Source organism: Shewanella sp. N2AIL, from assembly GCF_022690845.1.
In the GTDB taxonomy this organism is placed as follows: Bacteria; Pseudomonadota; Gammaproteobacteria; order Enterobacterales; family Shewanellaceae; genus Shewanella; species Shewanella baltica.
Window position 1 is genome coordinate 70,784 of the sequence record NZ_JALBYT010000012.1, and the last position, 24,217, is coordinate 95,000.

Below are 24,217 nucleotides of genomic sequence, written 5' to 3' on the forward strand. Positions count from 1 at the left end.
TGCCAGTTTTTCTGTTTCCTCCGCTTTTTTGAATTAGTTACTCGAGGGGCAAGTGCCTTGGGTGAGACTACTTTGCTTAATCTTGTTGTTTTCAACCATGGGATTTGCCTGTTTGTACCATAGTTTAAAGCGGTCGATAAACTCACAAGACTCGAAATAAATTCTCTTAAAAACAAGAAGCCAGCTTGCGCTGGCTTCTTAGTTTATGCGGTTAATGTTGCACTATTATGCGGCTTTGGTATCGCTAATTTCTTCATCGCTGTGGCGAATCAAGTAATCAAATGCGCCCAGTGATGCACTCGCGCCGCTGCCCATGGCAATGATAATTTGCTTGAACGGTGAGTTAGTGACATCACCTGCGGCAAAAATACCTGGGATTGAGGTTTGGCCGCGCTCATCGACTACGATCTCGCCCCTTGGGGTTAAATCGATAGTGCCCTTCAACCATTCCGCATTCGGTACTAGCCCAATTTGCACAAAGATACCTGCCAGTGCGACATGGTGACTCTCGCCAGTGGCTCTGTCTGTGTAGTTCAGGCCATTAACCCGAGTACCATCGCCAGTCACTTCAGTGGTCATGGCCTGGGTAATGATTTTAATGTTACCCATAGATGCCGCTTTACGTTGCAGTACATCGTCGGCGCGTAGGGTTTTATCAAACTCCAGCACAGTAACATGTTCTACTATGTTGGCGAGATCGATAGCTGCTTCGATACCTGAGTTACCGCCGCCAATCACCGCCACACGTTTGCCTTTAAATAACGGGCCATCGCAATGTGGGCAGTAAGCGACACCTTTGCCACGGTATTCTTTCTCGCCGGGGACGTTCATTTCACGCCAGCGTGCCCCTGTGGCTAACAATACGGTACGGCTACGTAATTTAGCGCCGCTTGCCAGTTCAAGCTCGAATAAGCCATCTGTTGATAATGACACTGCCTTTTGGTTGTCCATGATGTCGACTTCGTAGTCTCGTACATGGGCTTCAAGGTTTGCCACTAGCTTTGGACCTTCGGTCGCTTTTACCGAAATAAAGTTCTCGATACCGACTGTTTCAGCGACTTGTCCGCCAAACTTGTCGGCAACAATACCAGTGCGAAGGCCTTTACGTGCTGCATAAATAGCGGCCGCTGCGCCGGCTGGGCCGCCACCCACCACTAAAACTTCGAATGGGGCTTTTTCATTGATTTCATCGGCCTTGCGGCTTGCGGCATTGGTATCCAACTTATTTAAAATCTCGCCAATGCTGATACGGCCAGCAGCAAACACTTCGCCATTTAAGTAGACAGAAGGCACGGCCATAATGTTTTTGCTGGTTACTTCTTCTTGGAACAGGGCGCCGTCGATCATCACGTTGGTGATATTCGGGTTAATCGCCGCCATCATGTTCAGTGCCTGTACTACGTCTGGGCAGTTTTGGCAGGTCAGTGAGACATAGGTTTCAAAGGAATATTTGCCCGGCAGATTGCGGATCTGCTCGATAATGTCATCGCTGAGTTTGATTGGGTGTCCACCCGTGTGCAGTAAAGCCAACACAAGTGAGGTAAATTCGTGACCCATAGGCAGACCCGCAAAGCTGATTTGCGTATTAAGCTCTGGGTTAATCACTGTCATCGCCGGGGTGCGTTCGCCCTGAGTTTCTTTCAGGCTCACCAGAGAAGATAGGCTGACAATGTCTTGCGCTAAGCTTTTTAATTCTTGAGACTTTTTGCTCTCATCTGCAGACACGACAAGTTCAACTGGTCTCTTGAGGTTTTGCAGATAGGTTTGCAGTTGATTTTTTAAATTCGCATCTAACATGTGATAACTCCAAAATCGCGTAAAAGGGAGAGGTAAGGGGGCCAGTCTAGGCCCTTGCAGGGGCGGGCTTAATCCTTTGCTGCGTGGCGATACAACTGTGTCGGTTGTAACGCCAATCAGCTTGGGACGCTAGACTGGCGGGGTTGACGCTTTGCAGGCTAAATTAGATTTTGCCAACTAGGTCTAAAGACGGTGCTAATGTGTCGTCACCTGGTTGCCATTTAGCTGGGCAAACTTCGCCATCGTGAGTAGCAACATATTGAGCTGCTTGAATTTTACGAACTAGCTCTTGAGCACTACGGCCGATGCCTAAATCGTGAACTTCGCTGACCTTGATTTGGCCTTCTGGGTTAATCACGAAAGTACCACGTAGTGCTAAACCGTCTTCTTCAATCATCACGCCGAAGTTACGGCTGATAGTGCCTGTTGGGTCAGCCAGCATTGGGAAGTTGATCTTCTTGATGGTGTCTGACGTGTCATGCCATGCTTTGTGAGTGAAGTGAGTGTCAGTTGATACTGAGTAAACTTCAACACCCATGCCTTTCAGCTGCTCGTAGTAATCCGCCATGTCGCCTAATTCAGTTGGGCAAACAAAGGTAAAATCTGCTGGGTAGAAGAACACAACTGACCATTTACCCAACAGGTCTTGTTCCGTTACTGGAACGAACTCACCATTGTGATAGGCAGTGGCTTTGAATGGTTTGATTGTGCTGTTGATAATTGATTGAGTCATTTTATGCTTCCATTGAGTTGATAATTGCTTAAGTTCATAACAGGACATTTGCTTGCGTCCTGTCGATGTGAAGCATATTACCGACTCGCTTAAAATTAAGATAACGGATAAAAACTATTATCCTAATCGGTTAAATCGAATGTAGATACAATTAGACCGGACTTAATCGGTTTTTCCACGGTTGCTGCGGGTTGGCGTGCTTGGGATTGGGTCTGGATTGTATGCGATGACTTTTCAGTGGATAGGTTGAGCTAAATTTCAGGCATAAAAAAGGGATATCAATGATATCCCTTAGAATATAAAATCAATTAAAACAATATTCTAGAGAGCCGAGAGCCTAGTTTTTCTTAGGCTGAGTTAACCAAGTGCTGAGCAAACGCACGCCGTAACCTGTGGCGCCCGCAGGCACAACGGCGGTATCGGTGGCGGTTAAGGCATTACCTGCGATATCGAGATGCGCCCAAGGCTGTTCGCCCGCAAAGCGTTTTAAGAACATGGCCGCAGAGGAAGCGCCTGCGCTGCCTTCTTTACCTGTGTTTTTCAGATCTGCGATCGTGGACTTAAGCTCATCATCGTAGGCTTGATCTAAGGGTAGACGCCATACTTTCTCGCCAACCTGTTGTCCCGCATAGGTTAACTGTTGAACCAAGGTTTCTGAGTCGGTAAACAATCCCGCATATACGCTGCCGAGTGCGCCGACTTTAGAACCCGTTAAGGTCGCGACATCCACTATGATGGAAGGCTTATAGTTTTCTCTGGCATACCAGAGGCCATCGGCCAGCACTAAGCGACCTTCGGCATCGGTATTAAGCACTTCAACGGTGAGCCCTTGGGCAGTTTTAATCACGTCCCCTGGGATCATCGCGTGGCCAGAGATCATGTTCTCCGCCATCGGCATAATCGCGACTACGTTGACTGGCGCCTTTTGGAGTGCCATGGCTTTAATGGTGCCAAGCACAGTGGCTGCGCCCGCCATGTCTGACTTCATCCGTGCGATAGAAGTGCCCGTCGCCTTAATGTTGTAACCGCCTGAGTCGAAGGTGATGCCTTTGCCGACCAGCGCAATTGGCGCGTCTTTGCTGCCCGGCCAATGGGCCACCACTAACTTAGGTGGGCGTTCGCTGCCTTTACCTACTGCCGCCAAGGCGCCCAGTTGTAGGCGTTCGATATCTTTGGCTTCTAATACTGTGACTTTAACGCCGAGGGATTTTAGTTTTCTTGCCTCATTGGCAAAGCTGTCTGGATACATAATGCCTGCGGGCGCATTGGTGAGATCGCGTGCTAAAAACACTCCAGCTTCAACCGCTTGCAGGTTTTTATGGTGTTTCTGGTTGCCACTTAAATCATCGACGGCGATTTGGTAGTTCTTCTCTGCATGGGTACTCGCCTTGAACTGAGTGTAGCGATAACTGCGCAGTTCAATACCGTGGGCCAGCTCTGAGGCAAATAACGGCGCGGCCGTTAAACCTTGGGTGAGTACGCGTACTGTAGCTTGGGGAACCGTATCGAGTTTGGCAGCAACATTACCGCCGATTGTATTGATATCACCAGGCGTTAGGGTTTTTGCATCGCCAATACCGACCAGTAAGACTCGCTTAGCATCGATTTCGCTCGGCACTAAAATCTCGAGGATTTCACCTTGCTTACCGGAAAAGCTGTTATCTGCCGTCGCTAGGTTTAATTGGTCTTGGGTCGACTGAGGTAAAAAATCGATCCCATAGGTAGTAGAATCAGCGCTTTGGAATAGCACTAATGTATCTGAATTCAGTGAGCTACGAGTGTCAAAACTAAAAATCTCGGCGTTAGCATTGAGAGAGTTAAGGCACGCCAGAGCCATAACGCTTAACATAAATTTGTGCTTATTTTTCATGGTGACAGCTCATATCATGGGAGTGTGAGAAGAATATCAAAGCTCAGCCTTAGGGTTAACTAATTTAAGCTATTTTGCTGATATTAATATTAAATCCAAGGCCCAAAGCGTGTCAGTGATCGCTCAAGGGCAAAATCCAATTGTTGCGACAAAGTTTGAGCCTGACTTTTAAGGGCCGAGGTGCCTAAAAGTTGTGGCGATTGGCTGGCAAATATCACCCAATTACCGCCACCAGTGAGGCAAGCATTCACATGGGCAAAGTGCTGTTGTAAGTCAGCCAACAACTCGCGATTTTGGCTATGTTCTTTCCAGCAGTTCAGCACTAAATAACCGTTGGGTTTGATAAGGTTAGTGCATTGCTCAAGGAATACTGGTGAAAGCTGCCCGGTTTCAACACCTTTGGCTGTGTAGATATCGGCAAAAATTACATCGACTTTTTTATGATCGCCTGCGGCCAAAAAGGCGATGGCATCATCATTGATAAGATTGAGCTTTTTACCTATCGGTAGCTGAAAATAGCGCTTAGCTAACTCAATCACCGCGGGGCGTAATTCCACTGCCGTTAACTTTATTGCCGCGTCGAAATTACGTAGAGAGTGAATAATCGAGCCGCCACCTAAGCCTAAGACTATGGCGCTCTTTGGCTTACAAAACAGCAAAACCAACAACATGGCTTGCACATAAGTGTGCTGGGGAATATGGGGCGCAGCCTTGAGGATTTTACTCTGCTCGTCGTTGTCCCCAAAGGACAGGATCCGTGAGTCGTCGTAATCGATTACGCGGATTGGGCCTAGTGCGTCTTGGGTTTCATGTAAGAGGGTAGAATCGGCCATATTGGGTTTATTACTCGGTTTAGCTGCTTGGCTCGCTTGCACAGGCTATAACTGCTCGCGCAAAAAAGTTAGAATTCAGACAGTTTTAGTTAATTGAGCCGCTATTATGACAAATCAAATCCTGCTTGCCTGTATTTATCTTGCAGTGTTTCTCTTTTTACAGCGCGCCTTAACCCATTGGGTGAGAAAACTGGCGCAAATGAAGCAAGTGAGTGTGGCGCGGACCAGTTTAGTCACTCGTTTTATCTCTTATGTGATGTTTTTTATTACTCTGTCATTGATGGCGGTCTCGCTCGGGCTGGGCTATCAGGATGTGTCGCTATTTGTGTCATCCGCCTTCGCTGTGATGGGTGTAGCATTAGTGGCTCAGTGGTCGATATTGAGTAACTTAACTGCAGGCGTGCTGATCTTTTTCGTGTTTCCTTATCGTATCGGCGAGCGCATTCGAGTCGTGGATAAGGATGAAGATATTAGCGGTGTGATTATCGAAATCGCGTTATTCCATGTGCTAATCCACCGCGATAACGGCGATACCATTACTTATCCCAATAACTTAATGCTGCAAAAGGCAGTGTTAAAGCTGGCCGATCAAACGCCCTTAGCCGAACGTCAGGCGTTACTCGAAGGCAAGAAGAAGTTTGATCCTGAGTAGTGAATATAACGACGCCGCTGTGTATCGATTATCGAGCTGTGTTGAGTGCTCGCGGGCGCTTAGTCCAATTATCGTGTCATTAGGTGTGTTTGCTTACGTACTCTTGACGAATCAATAGCGGCTGGTTAACTAGTAGCGGCGCACGATGAGATGAAATCGCTATTGCCGTTCTAGCCACTTAACTAACGCTAAAATAGCACTTAACTAACACCTGACTAAGACTCAACTCAGGCTTAATCGATAGCGCTTGAGTACAAGATTCTCAACAACCCAATACAGGCCCGATAGGGATAACAACAAGGTTAGTATGCCAAACAGCCAGCTAAAGGGGTTGTTGAAGCTGCCTTGATTGAGGTAATCCATAAAGTGCAATTTAAACATCAAGTCGGCGATGTCTGTGTGGTCATTTTTATGGCCAACTAATTCGCCATTAACCGCATTGATGTAAATCCGCGTCGACAGGTCATCATCCATACCTATTTGCCACAGTGAATTGCACTGGGTTAGCCACTCGCTAATGGGGGCTGAGATTTGCTTAACTTGGTTAATCTTGCCCGGCCCTGTGTAACTTTCAAGCGCCAGTTGTTGCGCGTTTTGTTTATCAATATGTAAGACATTGCCTGTATAGGCATCAATCAAGGTTTGCTGTTGGCACTGGTGTGCATAGCGCTGCACCTTTGCATCGAGTACATAAACGGGCTTACCTGCGAGCGCCACTAATGTCAGGCTTTCTACTTGATTATGCTTCGCCAGTAAGGGGGCGATATCCACAAGCTTTTGTGGCTCAAACGCTTGCCTTTGCGGCTCAGGATGATGGCTCTGTTGGTACTCCATTCCCTTGAGTTCATCATGGGGCGTCAAATTGAAATAGACCCCAGTAACAAGCCAAAGTAGCAGTTGAATGCTAACTATGGCACCGAGCCAATAGTGAGCGATTTTGACCCAGCGCTTGAAGCGTTTACTTTGAGGCTTAGGCTTAAGTTTAATATTCGGCATCATCTCAGATACCTCCTTCTGCGCTGCCAAAGTAAAACGAAGCCAGCTAATACAGCCACAATAGAGACTAGAGCCGTGCTCAGTAGTAGAAGATTGTCGATGGCTTCACCTTCGTCGTAATCCATAATGTGCCATTTCCAAAAGAGATCGAATAAACGCCAATAGTCATGTCTACGCGTGACTAACTCTCCCGTTGTCGCTGATAGGTAAAGGCTTGTAGCAGCGCTATCGTTAAAATCCATTCTCCAAACTGGCAAGTATCGCGGCGCTAATTCTGCAGGGGCGATATCGGTGAACAGGGTTGCACTAACAAGCTTAGCCTCGACGGCTAAAGACCCGTGATGCTGATAGTTTGAAGCTATCATTCGGGCTTGTTTCTCCGTTATTGAAGGCAATAACTCACCCGAATCTGCGTTCACGAGAATGGACTTATCGTTCAGTTTAATCCGGTAGTAGAGGGTATCAGTGACTGAGGTTAACGCGATTGCTTGAGCCTTGGGGAAACGTTCATAAACCGCTGCGATTGGGTAATGGATCTGGCTGGGATCGATATGCCGTGAGTCTTGCACTTTAATATGATCGCCACGGATAAATCCAAGATCCATTAAGACGAAATAGCTGCCGGTGACTGACCAGATCCCAATCGGCAGTACCAGCAATAGCATCAACCATCTGTGCAGAAAGTGCGCCGATGAGACTCGTTTAAGTGTGTTAACCCGCTTCAAGTTGATGACTCACCTTTTATTTTGTGAACTAATTTAGCCTGCTTGCTTAAGGGGGCCCCCTTAAGCTCAAAGCATTACAGAGCCCATTTCATCCCGACATAGTAACGACGTCCCATTAGGTCGTACGTCATAGTGTTGGTATTACCGTCGGTATAGCTTTGATGATATGGCGCTTGCTTGTCGAACAAATTATCGATACCTGCTGTGAACGCAATATTATTGTCCATTTGATAATGAACCTGTGCATTATGGTAAGTGAGCGCATCAACTGAGTCCCCTATATCTCCAGCATTGGCATATTGATCATCCGCCGCGCCAATATACTGAATGTTGTAGCTAAAGCGCCAATTGTCATTAGTGACATCAAAATAGAGATTTGAGCGCCATTTGGTATAGCTACCATCATAACCAATGGTGCCAGCTCGAGATTCAACGGGGGCGCCGGCGTAGGTTTGCAGATCGTATTGATCTAAATAGCTCAGCTCCCAAGTCGTATTAGTCACAACGCTGCCCATTTCTTTCTGGTAAAACATCGCCATATCAACACCTGAAACCACTTCGTTGGCGGCGTTGCCCAGTTGTGTTTGTAAATAGGTGATGTTGCCTGTCATTGCATCCCGCACAAAGTGTTCGTCGCTACAGAAAGGATGCGTCATCCCTTTGCTGTCGTAACAGGCGGCTAATTTGCTCGAACCATTGACTGAGTTAATGGCGTTATCAATCTCAATTTTGTAGTAATCGAGCGTGATATTGAGCCCTTCAATAAACCCCAGATCCCAAACAATACCCGCAGTAAAGGTATTGGCTTCTTCTGGTTCAAGTTCAGCATTGCCACCACGGTCGGTTAATATTGTGCCTTCTTGCTTATAATTCGTTGGCACGTTTGATGCCATACAATTAGCGTATCGATTCGAGCTAGGGTCGAGCTTAACCCACTCGCTACAAGGATCTGTGGTATTCATGGAGCCTTGATCTATGCCGCCAAACAACTCAGGAATATTCGGTACTCTGAATGCCGTAGATCGCGTGGCCCGCAGAGTCACTGCGTCATTGACGACCCACAGCAGTCCCATTTTATAATTGGTATCGCCACCGAAGGTATCAAAATAGGAATATCGCAACGCCGCTGTTAATTCGACCGACTTAGCAAATGGCTGGTCGCTTAAAATAGGTAACAAGGCTTCAAGATAGATTTCGTCGGCAGTGTAACGACCATCAATCGGATCTTGCTGGGCTGTGTTTGCTTCACCACTGATTTTAAGTGGGTCGGGATCATTCCATCCTTTCTCGTTTCTGTGCTCTAGTCCTGCAGCAAAACTCATCATGCCCGCGGGTAACTGCCATAGAGCGCCTGTGATATTTGTCGTGAGACTAAACTGCTCATTACCGCCGCTATCACGCATGTTAAACAGGAAATAGTCCAGCATTTCAGGTGTGAGTGAGCCAGCTCCCCAAAAGTCTGCGCAAGGGACATTGGGATCAAAATGACAACTGCTATAGTCAGTCGCCTCGGCAAGACGAGCCTTATTAATGACATTGGTCACTTCATAGGAACCACGGTTACTGCCGAAGTTAACTGCGGCATCCCATTGCCAACCGTTATCTAAATCCCCTCTAAAACCTGTCACTAAGCGCCAAGTATCCGCTTGAATATTAAATTGTCGGGGCGCTTCTGCCAGTCTACGACTCTGGAGTAGAAAGTCTGCATCGGTCGGGTTTGACTCATGCCAAGCAGGAATGACTATTCCAGACACCGATTGCGGGGTAGCGGGTAATTGTGAGCTACGGTGAGTGTACATAGCTTCAGCAAACACTTGGCTGCTTGCAGTTAAGTCATATTCGCCGTAGGCAAAAAGATTGACTCGCTCGTTAGGTTGAACCGCATTAAAATACTGATAAGTATTGTCTTTATGGCTGCTTGTGTAAGGGGTGCTTCCTGTTGGTAATAGCATTATCGGATCGCCGATTGGATTACCATTGGTATCAATGAAATGGCCTCTGCCTCCCGGCAGCGCCGAGCTACCGCCACACACTAGCTCACCATTCACTTCCTCAAGCGGACAAGGTGCGCGACTCAGCATATCGACGGCTTGGGTTTTATCGTAACTCATCGCCATATATCCACTGCCACGCTCACCGATATGACCGAGGGCAAGGTCGAGCTTGTACTGTTCACCATCGTTTTGCTCGGTTATGCCCGTTCGCGCTTGAAACTCAACTCCATCGATTTGTTGCCGAGTGATAATATTGACCACGCCTGCAACCGCGTCGGCACCATAAATGGCGGATGCACCATCTTTTAATACCTCGATTCGTTCAACCACGCTAATGGGAATAGTATTAAGATCAACTGAGGAGTTTGCCCCAGTGCCACTGTTCAGCATACGTCGACCATTGAGCAGTACGAGTGTGCGATTCACCCCTAATCCACGCAGGTTGACTTGGGTTGAACCATAGCCACCTTCAGTCCAATAGGCATTCGTTTGATTACCCGCAAACCCCGCAGAGGCTGTCATTCTTTGCAGTAATATCTCAACTGAGGTGGCACCGGTTTTCTCGATATCTTGCGCGGTAAAAACGGTCATAGGCGCGGTGGAGGCCATCTCTTCCCTTTGAATTCGACTCCCTGTAATGGCAATTCTTTCGATGGTAGTGGGAGTCGATACTTGAGGTTTAATTGCAGATGCTGGAAACATTGCTTCAGTTTCGGCTTCGGCTGCTATCCCTGAAAACGTGGCCATGCTGGCTAGGGATATCGCCATTGAAGTCATTACTGCTGAGCGGGTCATAATAAGCCTATGAAAGGTCTGTTTAAATAATGGTATGTTTTATAAAGGATTAAGCGGGTATCTCAATAAAAACTCAACGACCTGCGACACTGTGTCACACCCCTAATGCGCGGTTTATAATAAAGTGCTGATATAATCGCCACCCACTAAGAGTTTGTCATTCACCCATGTGGGCCCGCAGCGTGTTTTTTTGTTTTACAGATATGATGATTCGGCATGGTGTAAATGGGAGGATAAGAGCATGCAAGCGCAAGTGCAGAACAAGTTTGAACGCTATCCTGAGCATATAACACCCTTGCTATTACGGATCCGAACCTTGATTTTTACAATTGCCGCAGCGCAGGATTTAGGCGCGGTGGAAGAGAGTTTAAAATGGGGCGAGCCGAGTTATTCAGTTAAAAATGGCAGTACAGTAAGATTTGACTGGAAGCCAAAATATCCCGAACAATACTACCTATTCTTTAATTGTAAAACTAAGCTGGTTGATACATTTCGAGAGCTACATTCCCATGCGCTGCAGTTTGAAGGGAATCGAGCCATAGTGTTAAGTATCCATGATCCCTTGCCAATAACCGCAATTTCTCAATGTATTGAATTATCGTTGAAATACAAAAGTATCAAACATCTACCTTTACTAGGTGCTTAGTTTCATTAAATAAAAAGATGATGAATCACTAAAACCATAATGTTTATTAAGGTTTTAGCTTGCTTCAGTGAGCGTGTTTTAGTGGTTTATTAAACGTAAATAGTGCGGCGAGTTAAGTCTTTTCGGACAACCCGCCACACTATTTGAGCGATACAATAAAGGTTTAACGATGTAATTAAAGATTGCTGACTTTTTGTGGTAAGCCGTTTCAAAGCTAATTATCGCAGCACCCTGTGAAAAAACGCTACCGCTTGCAGATACATTTGCAGCGCTAATGCCGGATCGTACCTATCGCCTTCATCACGCATAAAGGCGTGTTGAGCGTTGACTTCAAGCCAAGTGAAGTTACGGTTCAGCGCCATTAATTGCTGGTGGATTAACACTCGACCTTCCGCTGATACATGGGGATCTTGCTTGCCGAACACTAACACTAATTCCCCTTGAATATCACCGCTGCGGCTCAGTGAGTCATTGCCGTAGGCGCAGGGCAGGGTGTTGGAATGAATGTCAGTTGGATAGAGGCAAAATGCCCCTAAAATAGCAGGATTAAGTGCGGCGCGGTAGGCTAAGTGGCCGCCGATACACACGCCCATGCTACCCACTTTGCCATTGCAGTAAGCTTGTTGATGTACAAAATCGACTAATGCTTGGGTATCGCTGTCGTGGTGCTCTAAAGGTTTTGCAAATTTATCGGCGTTACCTTTGTCTTTACCCGGTTCATCGTAGGCGAGCACTGTGCCTAAAGGATTGAGTTCATGGAATACTTCCGGCACAAATACCACAAAACCGTGGCCAGCAAGAATTGTTGCAGCGCGTGCAATAGGTGCCGTTTGCTGAAAAATTTCGGAATAAAAGATGATGCTTGGGAATTGCCCCTGTGCTTCTGGGCGGTAGATATAAGTGCGCATTAGCCCTGAAGGCGTGGAGATATCCTGAGTTTCCTGAGTGACTAGCATATTGAGGTTCTCTCTGTGAGGCTTCAAACGTTGAAGCCTCACTGTAGCAGTCAGGATTTTATCTGTCAGTTAAAACAATTCGTTACCTGAGAGTTCCCCTCCACATAACGCTTTTACATTGCTCAAGGTTGTTTGGGCGATGGCGCCTAAGGCTTCTTCGGTGAGGAAGGCTTGATGACCCGTGAAAATCACGTTATGGCAGGCAGATAATCGACGGAATACATCGTCTTGAATGATCTCATTCGATTTGTCTTCGAAGAATAAGCCTTTTTCGTTTTCATACACATCGAGACCGAGTGAACCGATTTGGCCGAGTTTTAAGGCTTCCATCGCATCGAAGGCATTGAGTAAGCCACCGCGACTGGTGTTGATCACCATGACACCGGGTTTCATCTTGGCGAAGCTGGCTTGGTTGAGCAAATGGCGGTTATCGGCCGTGAGCGGGCAATGCAAACTGATGATATCACTGTTGGCATAAATAAAATCGAGATCTTGATATTCAACATTTAGCGCAACAACTGCTGGATTGATAAAGGGATCGTAGGCGATGACTTTACAGCCAAAACCGAGCAAGACTTTAATGGTGGCCACGCCGATTTTACCTGTACCAATCACGCCGACGGTTTTGCCGAACATGTTAAAACCGACTAAACCTTCGAGGGAGAAATTGGCATCGCGGGTACGTTGGTAGGCTTTGTGGATTTTGCGGTTCAGCGTCAACATCAGCGCGACTGTGTGTTCTGCCACGGATTCAGGAGAATAAGCCGGTACGTTAACGACTTGCATGCCTAAGCGTTTAGCGGCGACTAAGTCGACATTGTTAAAGCCTGCGCAGCGCATGGCGATGATTTTCGTACCGCCCTTGGCGAGTTCGACTAGGACTTCTTCGCAGAGTGAATCGTTAACGAAGGCGCAGACGATTTCAAACCCTTCAGCAAGTTTCACCGTTTGCATGCAGAGGCGATAATCGAAATACTCAATTTGTGCACCAAACGCGGCATTTGTGCGGTTAAAATGCTGCATGTCGTAATGTTTTGCGCTAAAGAATCCAATTCTCATTTCAGTCACCTAACGGATTGTGATGTAGTTATCAGCCAAAGAGTGTAAGTGAGTTAGGGCTTTTTGTCCTTAGCCTTAGAAAATTGACTATTAAAAGAGTGAGCTTTGTCATCAATTAGCTAAAACGCTTGATAAAAAAAGCGAGCCCTGATGGCTCGCTTATGGATTGACTAGCAGTGCTTGAGTTATTCAAGCTAGGGCTCTCATATTTAAAACCGTGCTTTGAGAGCCAAGGGTTAGTCCGTTAACCCTTATACGGTTTGTGACTAGTGATCTTTAGCGAATTTAGCCGCTTCAGCACCGGCGATACGGCCGTAGGTCACAATGTCTGATACTGCGTTACCGCCAAGACGGTTAGCACCGTGAACCCCGCCAGTCACTTCACCTGCAGCATATAAGCCTTGGATTGGTTTACCGGTTTTTTCGCTCTTCACTTCGGCTTTAGTATCAATCACAACACCACCCATAGTGTGGTGAACAGCAGGTGCGATTTCTAATGCGTAGAAAGGTGCTACTGCTAATTCGCGTGGTAGGTTTGGACGTTCAAATTGCGCATCTTTACCTGATTTCACGAAACCGTTGTATGCCGTGATGGTTTTCGCCAGTTCAGCGGCGGGCACATCGATTTGTTTTGCTAACTCTTCGACGGTTTTGCCTTCTTTAACAATGTTCAGATGCACATAACCTTCAATCGCTTTTAAGCTCTTACGGATTGAGTCATCGAACACCAGATAAGCGCTTTCGCCTTTTTGTTGCAGAATCGCGGCAGACGCTTTATCACGGGTAGTGATTTCGTTCATAAAGCGGTTACCTTCACGGTTAACCACGATAGCACCGTTACCACGTACCGCTTCGGTGATCATTACACCACCCGCTGGTGAGTATGTTGGGTGAGCTTGAATGAACTCTAAATCGCGAGTTGCTGCGCCTGCTTGCAGTGCCACGTCTAAGCCGTCACCGGTTGCACCTGGGTGGTTAGTAGCTTTAAAGCCTTTTAACTTAGGATCGTACTTAGCTACGCGGTCGTTGTTTTTCGCAAAACCACCGGCAGCAATAACCACAGCATCGGCTTTAATAATGTAATAACCAGTGTATTCGCCTTTAACGAGTACGCCAGTCACATTGCCTTTCGCATCTTCAAGAATACGGACAACACGGCTGTTTAAGCGGATGTCAGTACCACGTTTTACTGCGTTGTCCCATAGTACTTGCGCTACGTGTGCACCTACGCCAGCACCACCGGTTGGGCGGTGACTACGGTTAACACTTGCGCCACCCATACGGCCTACGTCAGTCATATCGGCACCCATAGAGGTTAACCAATCGATAGAGTCTGAAGAGTTATTCGCAAGCACTTTCACTAATTCAGGATCGTTAATGTTACGGCCACCTTTCATGGTGTCGTCGATCATGATTTGTTTCTTATCTTCAATACCTAACTTAGTTTGCGCCTTCGTTTCGGCAGCGTTCATACCGCCAGCGGCCAACTTAGTGTTACCACCTGGGACAGGTTCTTTTTCGAGCAGGATTACTTTTGCGCCAGCATCACGGGCTGATACTGCAGCAGCAAGGCCTGCACCACCTGAACCGATAACAACCACATCAGTGGTTTCTTTTACGCCAGCAGCAATGGCTTTATCCTGTGCCGCTTTGTCTGCATCAACAGGAACAAACTTACGTTCCCATTTACCGCCGTAAGGCATATCGAAGCCGAAGCTGTGGCAAGCATCGCAATAAGTGACTGATTTCTCATGGCCTTTATGGCAGCTTGTACAAGCAATTTCGCCAATCAAGTGAGATTTATGGGGTGAGACTTTGTCTTTAGGTGCGGCGGCGGCCAGTTCTTTTAAATCGCCGTGGCAGCTAACGCATTGGGCATTTTCATGGCTAAGGTTGTCATCGCTGACGCCACCTTTGTCTGAGACGTGGCAGCTGTCGCAACTGCCCATTTCACCGTGAAAATCGGCTAGCACTTCTGGTGCAGCATAGGCAGTTCCTGCCATTGCGCCAGAGATCAGCATGGCTAGTGCTGTTTTTTGAATCTTTCTTGTGAACATGGTAGTTCCTCCGCCGTACATTCATCTACTTAATAAGGGTTATTCATCGTGGCGTGATATTTATTTTTTACGCAGCTCACGCACTGTTAGAGCATTCTCCATTTGCAAATTTAGCACTATCTAAAGAGGTATATGTGTGTTCAGATCACATAACCTTTGTTGCAGCGAAAATAACATATTTAAAATGTGCAATCGGATGGGAAATATTAATGAAGTTGAGACTGGTCACTGATTGAATACGGTATAACTTGCGCGAGTTAACATATTGAATAGATTGGATTTAACTTTATGAAATAAAAGTGGTATTGATTGTGGGTTTTGCGAGGCATTTTATCTATTTGTATTTTATAGATATTATAATGTGAGTTTGCACATTAATAATTTCAATTAGTTATTTTTGAGTATTCTATAAATAATGTTATTTATCCAGCCTTTATTGTATAGAATTATATTGTTAGTTTAATTAAATGTTACGCAGTTGGTTCTTAAGGGGATGTAATGCAGAAACAAGGCATATCAGAAAAACGTTTTTGGGTTCAACGTTTGAGTAAAACCTGTTTAAGGGCATTGCATATTTTAGGAATAGTCGGTGTTGGCGGTGGCATTTTATTAAGTGTAGATAAAACGCAATGGCTGAATTATTGGTATCTCGCCATGACGACGGGCAGCATATTAATGTTGTGGGAAATTGTGCGTGATTGGCGTTGGTTAATTCAGCTTAAGGGTGTGTTAACCTTAGTAAAAGTAGGCTTACTTGGTCTGTTTGTGCCGCTGGCTAATTTCAAGCCTGAGCTGTTAATCGTGATACTCTTTTTGTCCGTGATTGTGTCCCATGGTCCAGCAGGGCTCAGGCATTATTCTATTGTGCATCGTCGGCAAATCGACTCGAAAAAAGAAATTAAGGGCTAATGCTAATGTCTGTAATCCATGCGCCAATCGTGACAGCCGCAGCCTTAATCACTGAGTTTGCTTGGCCTGTTTCTCGCTTCGATGGACTTAAAGTACTCGATCTTGCCTGCGGCTCTGGGCGTAATGGCTTGTGGTTTCTAGCGCAAGGGGCTGAGGTGACATTTATCGACAGGGATTTGTCTGCCATGTCGCACATTGAGCATGTGAACGCCCGCAAATATCAATGGGATTTAGAAGCCGAGGCTGCGCCATCGCTACCGATTGAAGAGTACGACATAGTGTTAGTATTCAATTATCTGCATCGGCCATTATTACCGCAAATTGCCAAGGCGGTTAAGACTGAAGGCCTTATCGTCTATGAAACCTTTACCACACAACAGGCTGAGAGTGGGCGGCCACGTAACCCCGATTTCTTACTCACTGAAAATGAACTCAAATCAGTGTTTGCTAACTGGCAACCTTTACATTACTTTGAAGGTCGATTATGTGATCCGCAGTCCACTCACAGCAGTTATAAAGCACAGTTGATTGTGCGAAAACCTAAAACGTAAGTTTACCGATTGAGACTCAAGAGGTCGTAGGATGTTTCCCTATCCAGAGCAATATCGCATTGCAACACCACCGCTAACGACCGCTGTCATGGTGGCTTGGGCTTTATTAAGTCATAGCCTGTTTTCCGATGCTAGCCCTGTCGCTCTGTATCCGCTATTAGCCCTGTTCCCGCTGGTAATTGGATTACACTTGTATTTGATTTGGTTAGCAAAAGGAATGGGACGACTCGATCAGTTTTTCTATGCCTTAGTGCATATTCCACTGGCGTTCGTGGTGTGGACATTTACGATTATGCATGTGAATGGCAATGCTTTTTCTTAAATTCGCCTGACGTTTTGTAGAAAAATAACAAAAAAAAGCGCCCTGATAATCAGAGGCGCTTTTTTAAATGCTGTATTGCTAACAATTAGGCCGTAGTGTTGATGTTGTGGCCTGCATTACCTACCGGTTTTGGCGCCGCAGCTGCAATTAAATCTACCGCGATTTTACCTTCGGCTTTTTGCTGCTCTTTGGCTAATTGAGCAACCTTAACGCCAACTGCACCATTTTCTAGATTAGGTGCGATAGCTTGGGTGTTCAGTGAAATAGACATAACTAACCTCGATTGTAAGCTGGATCCCTTTATCGGCAAACCCAAGGTTAACTTTAGTCGTTAGCCATAAATTTGCCAATCATCCATTATTTTACCAATTATTTCGCCAGTTACTTGGCCTTAGCCGAGAACAGTTTGCGGCCGATGACAATAATAGCTGTAATCCCCAATGAGCCTAAGATCAACCCCAGTGCCAGCGCCACATTTTGCAGTGCAGTAGGGTCGATAACCAGCGCGATACCCATACCCAACATCATCACACCTGACATGAGTTTTAGGGCTTGGCCTTCTTTTTCAGTCAGTTTACGTTTACCTAAGGTCGCGCTGAAGACGATAACGATAATCGCCAGCGGGATCACATAAACAATGTTATATAAAACCAGATACATATAGCGTTCAATGTCTGGCAGATTGTGCATAGAAAGCACGCTGGTGTAGATCATTGGGAAGCCCGCGGTGCAGAGCAGTTCATAGGCGTTGGCGAGAACTGCTAGTACGGTAGAGCCAATAAGTAAGGCACCTAAGCTACTCGAATTTGACAGTTTACCCATGCGCTTTATCAAACTCGTCCGGTTTTCTGCCGACATCGACAGCGTCACTTCCCCCTTAGTAAAGAAGTAATCTTTAATGTTGATGATCCCAGCGATTAAGGCCAAACAACCCGCTGCTAAGATGATCATGCCACCATCACTGCCTGCGCCCAACAGCTGGAAGATGTTCAGCCATGCTGTCATAAACAGGAAATAGATAAAGCCTGAGAAGAACACGAAAATCCCGCCGACGAGCAACATGCGGCTGCGACTCTTGGCATTAACCATGATCGACAATAAAAACAGTAAAACGAAGAAGGCGCAGGGGTTAAAGGCATCCACGCCTGCGAGCACTAAGGTGAGCAGCGGTAAAGACATAGTCTCAGGTGTCACTACGCCCACTAAAGGCAACTCAACGGGCTGGACTTCAGATTGCGCTAGTGATGCTTCTGTAGCGTCACCCAAGCTGGTGGCATCGCAGGTGCCTTCGCCAGTATCTGTGCCGCAGGTGCCAAATAGCGGCGCATCGGTTTCTGTACTCGCGCTAGTACTGACAAAGCCTTTAGTGGGCAAGTCCGCTTCGCTGAGTTTACCGCCAAGGGATAAATAGCAATTTTTCAGTCGATTGACGAGAAACTCGCCCGTGACTGCTTCGCTCGAATAGCCCACCACGGTTTTTTCGCAGCTGGCCATATAGGGCACAGAACGCGCCTCTGTCGTGGTTTTTGCGGCGATAGTTTGCCAAATATCCTGCACGCCTGGAGCTGACACCATATGGGATTCGAGTTCTATCCAAGGATACTTTTGCGGTAATGAATCAATAAAAGGATGGGCCTCTGCACAATGTGGGCAGGTTTTGGACCAGAAGAAATACAGTTTAATTTTGAGTTCACCTTGAGCATTCACATAATGCCAAGTTTGATCCGCTGAGCTTGCTGGCGCTGTTTCGGCCCAGCTCGGGATGGAAAAGGCAAAGAGGAATAATAGAGAGCAAAACAGCGAGATTTTAGATAGATATTTTGTCATAGCGCCTCCCACTGAGAGTGGGTTTAAGTATCGTCAAACGGTTCAATTAACTCTTACTCTACTTAAATCAATCATTTTGATTAAATTAGATATTAAGAAGTGTTAGTTAACTCGCGAATAACAATTTTTTGGGAACTGAAACAAGTTTATCTTTGGTAAACGTTTAGCTAGGGCAGAAATTCTAGGGCAGAAAGAAATTTAGGGCAGAATTAGGGTAGAAATAGTGCGGTGCACACTTTGGCTCATCACATTTTAGCGGGCCGCATTCTGGTCTTCGAACTTGGGTTACTATTATTAGGTTTGGCACTCTCAGGCTGATCTGCGGTTAGCCGCTTTCACACCGACTTAGACAGCGGCTTTCATATAGGCTTTTACAATCTGAGTAGTATTGACTCTGCCAGAATCGTTATTGATTAATAAAGATAAAGCACCCTATATAACATAAGGTGCTTTATTGCTGGCTCGATGATGGGGTTAACCTAACGCTACGCCATTTACGCTCAGTTTCACGTCGATATTATTACGTGTAGCGTTCGAGTATGGACAAACTTGATGCGCGTGACGCACTAATGCTTCAGCGGCTTCTTGTGGTAAATCTAAGGTGACTTCTAAAGCAACAGCTAATGCAAAACCGCCGGCATCATTGGCACCTATGCCAACAACCGCACTGACTGGCGCTTCGGTAATATCCACTTTGCCGATTTTAGCAACATGCAAAACGGCGTTTGAGAAACAGGCAGCATAACCTGCGGCAAACAGTTGTTCTGGGTTAGTGGCAAGTCCGCTACCGCCCATGGCTTTTGGATAGGCTAACGCCACATCCAGTAAACCATCATCAGTGCTAACTTGACCCTGACGACCCGCTTTTGCTGTGGCACGTGTTTCATAAAGTGTTTTCATAATATTGACCTTCTTAGATTAAGGATTAAGTAAATTGATTTGAATTGCGCGCAATTCAATTGTGATAAACTATAATTCGATCTTTGGTGTGAATGCAAGTATATTGTGCACAATATATTTAATTTGTCGGATCTTCCTATGGCAACAACTCAACCCAACACCCGTGTTAATCCTGTCGATATGGCCGAAAATACCAGCGCAGATAATGCTTTATGCCTTGAAAACCAAGTGTGCTTCTCACTTTATAGCGCCGCGAATGCTATGGTGCGAGCCTATCGCCCTTTGTTAGATAAATTGGATCTCACCTATCCGCAATACTTGGTCATGCTAGTGCTATGGGAAGAGCAGGGCATTAGTGTCAAAACCTTAGGGGATAAACTTTTTCTTGATTCAGGCACGTTAACGCCATTGCTAAAGCGGTTAGAATCCAAGGGATTAGTGACTCGCGGTCGCAGCGAACAAGATGAGCGCGTGAGAGTGCTCGCCTTAACGGCCGCAGGAATTGCCCTCAAAACGCAGGCAAGTGAAATCCCCCATTTAATGCGTTGCAAAGTCGGCGGCGAGGCGAGCGAGTTAAAAGCCTTAAAGGCCATGTGCGATCAAGCACTTAAACAATTACATGCCAGTATTGATTAAACTCTTATCGTCGAGATTTGATCTAAGACTAACTTATTGACATATTAACGCTTATTAGCTGTTCGACTGAGCTTGATTGAATGAGGCTCAGTAGGTCGGTCGTCTATGGAACGTTAGCGAGAGTGAGTTATGGCCAGTTTCGATATAGCCATTATTGGCGGTGGGATCAGCGGTGTCGGCATTGCCCAATATGCGGCAGCTGCGGGCTATTCTACCTTGCTGATTGAAAGGGGCGAAATTGGCGGCCAAACCTCGGCTAATTCCAGCAAGCTTATCCACGGCGGCTTGCGCTATTTAGAAACGGGGCAAATCAATTTAGTCCGTAAGTCCTTGCTTGAAAGGCGCCATTTACTCAATCTTGCGCCCACTCTGGTTAAAGCTGTGCCTTTTTATATTCCAGTGTATGACAACAGTCAGCGCAGTCCCTGGACTATTCGCGCGGGCTTAAGCATGTATGCGCTGCTGAGTGAGTTTGATCCCTTGGGCCAATTTGTGTCTGTGCCTGCCGTGCATTGGCATCGTTTTAAAGGATTGAAACTCAAAGGATTAAAGGCGGTATTTCAGTATTGGGATGCGCAGACCGACGATAAGTTGTTAACTCAAGCGGTGGCGCGCAGCGCGCAGGCTCTGGGCGCCGAAGTCTATGCCGAGGCTGAATTTCTTGAGCTGGAACATAGGCGCGAGGCTTGTGAGCTGAGTTTTAGCCACAGGGGCGAAATCCATAAAGCCGAAGCGAGTCTAGTGATCAATGCTGCCGGCCCATGGGTGAATGCGGTTTTAAGCAAAGTCTTGCCTCCACTTGCGGGTGTTGAACTCGATTGGGTGCAAGGCGCCCATGTGCTACTGGATATTCCTGCGCCCGATGGCATCTTGTATTTAGAGTCTTGCTTCGATAAGCGCGTCATATTTGTGATGCCTTGGTATGGGCAAACTTTGGTTGGCACCACAGAAACGGAACTGGCTTCTTTAGATAAACCACCCGAAGCGACTGAGTCTGAAATTAATTATCTGCTTGGAATTTATAAGCATTACTTCCCGCTAACGCCGGAGATTGATGAGCTTAAGGCGAAGATAACTCAAACCTTCTGCGGCATTCGGGTTTTACCTAAGCAAAATAGCCTAGCCTTTGAGCGGCCGCGGGATACCTTGATGAAAACATCGATTTCCCATCCTCGCATCCTCAGTTTATACGGCGGTAAGTTAACGACGTTTCGCAGCACCTCGGCAGAAGTACTTGAATGGATTGAAAAGGCCCTTGGTAAGCGCGAGGCGATTGCCGATGTTGATAAACTCAGCTTGTCTTGAATAAACCTAAAATTGCGCCCTTGGTACTGGTTGAGTGTGTTTCGAGATGATTTTTACCCGTAAAACCGCTACAGTGTGGCGCTTTTTTACTGAATCTAGGATCTGTCGTGAGTGCTGCTATTGTGAATGCCGTTAAGCAATGTGGTTATTTTAATCAAGGTCAGTGCCTTTCTTGCCGGCATATTCAGCAGCCTCTAGCGCAGCAAGTAGCGGTTAAAACCCAAACGTTACTGCAATTACTCGCGCCTTTTATTCCCGCAAATTCGGCAGAACTTTTTCTGCCTCCCATCACTGGCGATGACAGCGGCTTTCGTAATAAAGCCAAAATGGTGGTGCTCGGTGCCGCCCATGAACCCGTGTTGGGGATTGTGAGCCCAAGCGGCGAGGCGGTGGATCTTTGTGACTGCCTGTTGTATCCCGCTGATATGCAAGCCTTGCTACACCGTTTAACCCGCTTTGTGCAGCAGGCGGGCCTTCCTCCCTATCGGGTTGATAAAGCCAAGGGCGAGCTTAAGTTTATTTTGCTAACCCGCAGCCAAGTACGCGGCGAATATCTACTGCGTTTTGTGCTGCGATCACACAATGGCATCGAACGCATCGAACGCGAATTACCTGCATTACTGGCCGAATATCCGCAGATAAAAGTAGTGTCAGTCAATATTCAACCGATTCATATGGCAATCCTTGAGGGCGATGAGGAGATTTTCTTAACTGAGAATACTAGGCTTGAAGAGCGTTTTAATCATGTGCCTTTGTTCATTCGGCCCAAGAGCTTTTTCCAGACCAATCCGCAGGTTGCGGCTCAGTTATATCAAACCGCCCGTGAGTGGGTTGCCGAGTTTTCTCCTCGCTCGTTATGGGATCTGTTTTGTGGCGTCGGCGGTTTCGGACTGCACTGCGCATCCAAAGACATTACACTCACAGGGATTGAAATTGAAGCCGAGGCGATTGCCTGCGCGCAAATGTCAGCGCAAATGATGGGGCTCGAAAACGTGCAATTTATGGCGCTCGATTCCACCGACTTTGCCAAGGGCAAAAGCGCTGCCGATAAGCCGGATTTGATTATTGTTAATCCACCAAGGCGCGGCATTGGCGAGGCTTTATGCCAGTCATTAAGCGAGTTTGCCCCTAAGGCGATTCTCTATTCCAGCTGTAATCCCAAAACCTTAGCGAAAGATCTCGAGCATATTCAAGGTTATCACTTAACCAAGGTGCAGCTATTTGATTTGTTTCCCCATACGGATCATTTTGAAGTCTTAGCTATGTTGGTGAAGGATTAATCTTTTAGCTCATCAATGTATCTCTAAGCATCTGTACTCACTCGCTTTATGATTCTTGCAAATCCGCTCAAACTATCTTAAGGGCTCTGCTGTGTGGGGCCCTTGTTATGCTTTTATCTGCGTTGCTCGCGTGAAACTTCATCAAAATGTCTTTTTAGTGGCATAATCTTCAGCACTTTATGCATTGATGGGCGGCGATTTATGCTACAGATTTTCCTACGCTTTTTTACCTTAGGCTTGATGAGTTTTGGCGGGCCTGCGGCGCACATTGGTTATTTTCGTCAGACCTTTGTTAATGAACTCGGTTGGCTCGATGATAAGCGTTACGCCAGTCTTGTCGCCTTAAGCCAATTTATGCCGGGGCCTGGGTCGAGCCAAGTGGGCTTTGCCATTGGTTATCAAAGAGGTGGGCTGGTGGGGGCGCTTGCTGCCTTTGCTGGTTTTACGCTACCTTCCTTTATTTTGATGTACTTACTGGCGGTAACAACGTCGGCGTGGCTCGCTAATCATTATGTTCAAGGGATGATTTATGGGCTTAAGTTAATGGCCGTCGTTGTGGTTGCCGATGCCGTTCTTGCCATGTTTAAACAATTCTGCCACCGCAAATCCGCCCGTTTGCTGATGCTAGTCAGTGCTGCGGCGATTTTGATTGCGCCATTTATGTGGACGCAAATCCTGCTGTTACTCGGCGCTGCGACTATCGGTATTTATAAATTGAGTGCGACGCAAGATGACACTGCACCGCTTGCACCGATTCGCTTGAATTATCTCTATTTACTGCTCTTTTTCGTGCTGCTCATCGGCAGTTTTTTTATGGTGGATTTCGGACCTGAGGCTTGGATCTTCAGCGAGTTTTACCGCGTGGGGAGTTTAGTGTTCGGTGGCGGTCATGTTGTGCTACCTCTGCTAGAAACAGCAGTGGGCGATACCATGGGCGGCGATCGTTTTCTGACGGGTTATGCCTTTGCCCAAGCTGTGCCTGGGCCTATGTTCACATTCGCGACCTTTTTAGGCGCCGAAGTCATGCTAGATAAACCTTTCATGGGGGCTTGCATCGCGACTGCGGCCATTTTTTTACCCGGATTTCTCCTTATGCTGGTGGGCCTGAAGAGTTGGCATGCGATTGCGGCAAGACCGAAAATTGCTGGTGCGATAGCTGGCGTCAATGCCTGCGTTGTTGGCTTACTCGCGGCTGCACTTTACCAACCGGTTTTTTCTCAGGCGGTATTCTCGGGCAAAGATATGGCCTTGGTATTGCTTGGTTTTGGTGCATTGAAGTTATTTAAACCACCCATGCTGGTGCTGGTTTTAGGCTTTAGCTTGTGTGGGATCTTGCTAAATGTATTTTGAACTGAGGGCGATTAATTGCAGATT

Annotated in this window: 22 protein-coding genes; 9 read left to right on the plus strand and 13 right to left on the minus strand. The window is 46.7% G+C overall.

The features are described from left to right. Positions 1-225: 225 nt before the first annotated feature. The 4 genes from ahpF to MO387_RS09325 form a co-directional block, all read right to left on the minus strand. Positions 226-1,797, minus strand: coding sequence for an alkyl hydroperoxide reductase subunit F (gene ahpF, locus MO387_RS09310; RefSeq protein ID WP_107948958.1), 1,572 nt, complete (start codon positions 1,795-1,797; stop codon positions 226-228). A gap of 163 nt (positions 1,798-1,960) precedes the next feature. Continuing rightward, positions 1,961-2,530, minus strand: coding sequence for an alkyl hydroperoxide reductase subunit C (gene ahpC, locus MO387_RS09315; RefSeq protein WP_006080359.1), 570 nt, complete (start codon positions 2,528-2,530; stop codon positions 1,961-1,963). 337 nt (positions 2,531-2,867) lie between these two features. Next, a complete protein-coding gene (locus MO387_RS09320) occupies positions 2,868-4,400 on the minus strand; it encodes a leucyl aminopeptidase (RefSeq protein ID WP_107948954.1) in 1,533 nt (510 codons plus the stop codon). Between the two features lie 89 nt (positions 4,401-4,489). Next, positions 4,490-5,233, minus strand: a complete 744-nt coding sequence (locus tag MO387_RS09325) for a spermidine synthase (RefSeq protein ID WP_107950309.1) — start codon at positions 5,231-5,233, stop codon at positions 4,490-4,492. Between the two features lie 106 nt (positions 5,234-5,339). Between MO387_RS09325 and MO387_RS09330 the strand changes: the two genes are divergently transcribed. Further along, positions 5,340-5,885 (plus strand): mechanosensitive ion channel family protein, encoded by a 546-nt coding sequence (locus tag MO387_RS09330; RefSeq protein ID WP_006080363.1) that lies wholly within the window; start codon positions 5,340-5,342, stop codon positions 5,883-5,885. A 222-nt stretch (positions 5,886-6,107) separates the two neighbouring features. On the opposite strand, the gene MO387_RS09335 is transcribed toward MO387_RS09330, so the two are convergent. From MO387_RS09335 to MO387_RS09345, 3 genes are all read right to left on the minus strand, one after another. Beyond that, positions 6,108-6,884, minus strand: a complete 777-nt coding sequence (locus tag MO387_RS09335) for a PepSY domain-containing protein (RefSeq protein WP_107948952.1) — start codon at positions 6,882-6,884, stop codon at positions 6,108-6,110. After that, entirely contained in the window at positions 6,881-7,546 is a 666-nt protein-coding gene (locus tag MO387_RS09340; protein WP_107948950.1) for a peptidase, read from the minus strand. The genes MO387_RS09335 and MO387_RS09340 overlap by 4 nt, the downstream gene beginning before the upstream one ends. 134 nt (positions 7,547-7,680) lie before the next feature. Continuing rightward, complete coding sequence (locus MO387_RS09345) at positions 7,681-10,395, minus strand: TonB-dependent receptor (protein ID WP_107948948.1); 2,715 nt, start codon at positions 10,393-10,395, stop codon at positions 7,681-7,683. Between the two features lie 241 nt (positions 10,396-10,636). On the opposite strand from MO387_RS09345, the gene MO387_RS09350 reads away from it, so the two are divergent. Beyond that, positions 10,637-11,041 carry a DUF1801 domain-containing protein gene (locus MO387_RS09350; protein ID WP_107948946.1) on the plus strand — a complete coding sequence of 135 codons (405 nt, stop codon included), beginning with the start codon at positions 10,637-10,639 and terminating at the stop codon, positions 11,039-11,041. Positions 11,042-11,259: 218 nt separating this feature from the next. On the opposite strand, the gene MO387_RS09355 is transcribed toward MO387_RS09350, so the two are convergent. The 3 genes from MO387_RS09355 to fccA all read right to left on the minus strand — a co-directional run bounded on the left by MO387_RS09355 (position 11,260) and on the right by fccA (position 15,113). Beyond that, the gene (locus MO387_RS09355; protein WP_107948944.1) at positions 11,260-11,997 is read right to left on the minus strand and encodes a dienelactone hydrolase family protein; all 738 of its coding nucleotides are present in this window, start codon (positions 11,995-11,997) and stop codon (positions 11,260-11,262) included. Between the two features lie 69 nt (positions 11,998-12,066). Then, positions 12,067-13,056, minus strand: a complete 990-nt coding sequence (locus MO387_RS09360) for a 2-hydroxyacid dehydrogenase (protein ID WP_107948942.1) — start codon at positions 13,054-13,056, stop codon at positions 12,067-12,069. A 266-nt stretch (positions 13,057-13,322) separates the two neighbouring features. Next, positions 13,323-15,113: a fumarate reductase flavoprotein subunit FccA gene (gene fccA / locus MO387_RS09365; RefSeq protein ID WP_107948940.1), complete on the minus strand. Its 1,791-nt coding sequence runs from the start codon at positions 15,111-15,113 to the stop codon at positions 13,323-13,325. A 498-nt stretch (positions 15,114-15,611) separates the two neighbouring features. On the opposite strand from fccA, the gene MO387_RS09370 reads away from it, so the two are divergent. Genes MO387_RS09370 through MO387_RS09380 form a run of 3 tightly spaced genes read left to right on the plus strand, consistent with a single transcriptional unit; the run spans position 15,612 to position 16,895 of the window. Further along, positions 15,612-16,022 (plus strand): hypothetical protein, encoded by a 411-nt coding sequence (locus MO387_RS09370; protein WP_107948937.1) that lies wholly within the window; start codon positions 15,612-15,614, stop codon positions 16,020-16,022. 5 nt (positions 16,023-16,027) lie between these two features. Beyond that, positions 16,028-16,573, plus strand: coding sequence for a methyltransferase domain-containing protein (locus MO387_RS09375; RefSeq protein ID WP_107950307.1), 546 nt, complete (start codon positions 16,028-16,030; stop codon positions 16,571-16,573). Between the two features lie 31 nt (positions 16,574-16,604). Beyond that, entirely contained in the window at positions 16,605-16,895 is a 291-nt protein-coding gene (locus MO387_RS09380) for a hypothetical protein (protein WP_012090084.1), read from the plus strand. Positions 16,896-16,980: 85 nt separating this feature from the next. On the opposite strand, the gene MO387_RS09385 is transcribed toward MO387_RS09380, so the two are convergent. From MO387_RS09385 to MO387_RS09395, 3 genes are all read right to left on the minus strand, one after another. Next, positions 16,981-17,166, minus strand: a complete 186-nt coding sequence (locus tag MO387_RS09385; protein WP_006080378.1) for a hypothetical protein — start codon at positions 17,164-17,166, stop codon at positions 16,981-16,983. Positions 17,167-17,276: 110 nt separating this feature from the next. Continuing rightward, the gene (locus MO387_RS09390) at positions 17,277-18,722 is read right to left on the minus strand and encodes a cytochrome C biosynthesis protein (protein WP_242326219.1); all 1,446 of its coding nucleotides are present in this window, start codon (positions 18,720-18,722) and stop codon (positions 17,277-17,279) included. Between the two features lie 474 nt (positions 18,723-19,196). Continuing rightward, positions 19,197-19,622, minus strand: a complete 426-nt coding sequence (locus tag MO387_RS09395) for an organic hydroperoxide resistance protein (RefSeq protein ID WP_012588452.1) — start codon at positions 19,620-19,622, stop codon at positions 19,197-19,199. Positions 19,623-19,760: 138 nt separating this feature from the next. Between MO387_RS09395 and ohrR the strand changes: the two genes are divergently transcribed. From ohrR to chrA, 4 genes are all read left to right on the plus strand, one after another. Then, positions 19,761-20,258 (plus strand): hydroperoxide resistance transcriptional regulator OhrR, encoded by a 498-nt coding sequence (gene ohrR / locus MO387_RS09400; protein ID WP_006080381.1) that lies wholly within the window; start codon positions 19,761-19,763, stop codon positions 20,256-20,258. A 129-nt stretch (positions 20,259-20,387) separates the two neighbouring features. Then, positions 20,388-21,563, plus strand: a complete 1,176-nt coding sequence (locus MO387_RS09405) for an FAD-dependent oxidoreductase (RefSeq protein ID WP_107948933.1) — start codon at positions 20,388-20,390, stop codon at positions 21,561-21,563. Positions 21,564-21,670: 107 nt separating this feature from the next. Beyond that, complete coding sequence (gene rlmC / locus MO387_RS09410; protein WP_199908752.1) at positions 21,671-22,843, plus strand: 23S rRNA (uracil(747)-C(5))-methyltransferase RlmC; 1,173 nt, start codon at positions 21,671-21,673, stop codon at positions 22,841-22,843. A 201-nt stretch (positions 22,844-23,044) separates the two neighbouring features. Continuing rightward, a complete protein-coding gene (chrA, locus tag MO387_RS09415; RefSeq protein WP_107948931.1) occupies positions 23,045-24,193 on the plus strand; it encodes a chromate efflux transporter in 1,149 nt (382 codons plus the stop codon). Positions 24,194-24,217 lie beyond the last annotated feature (24 nt).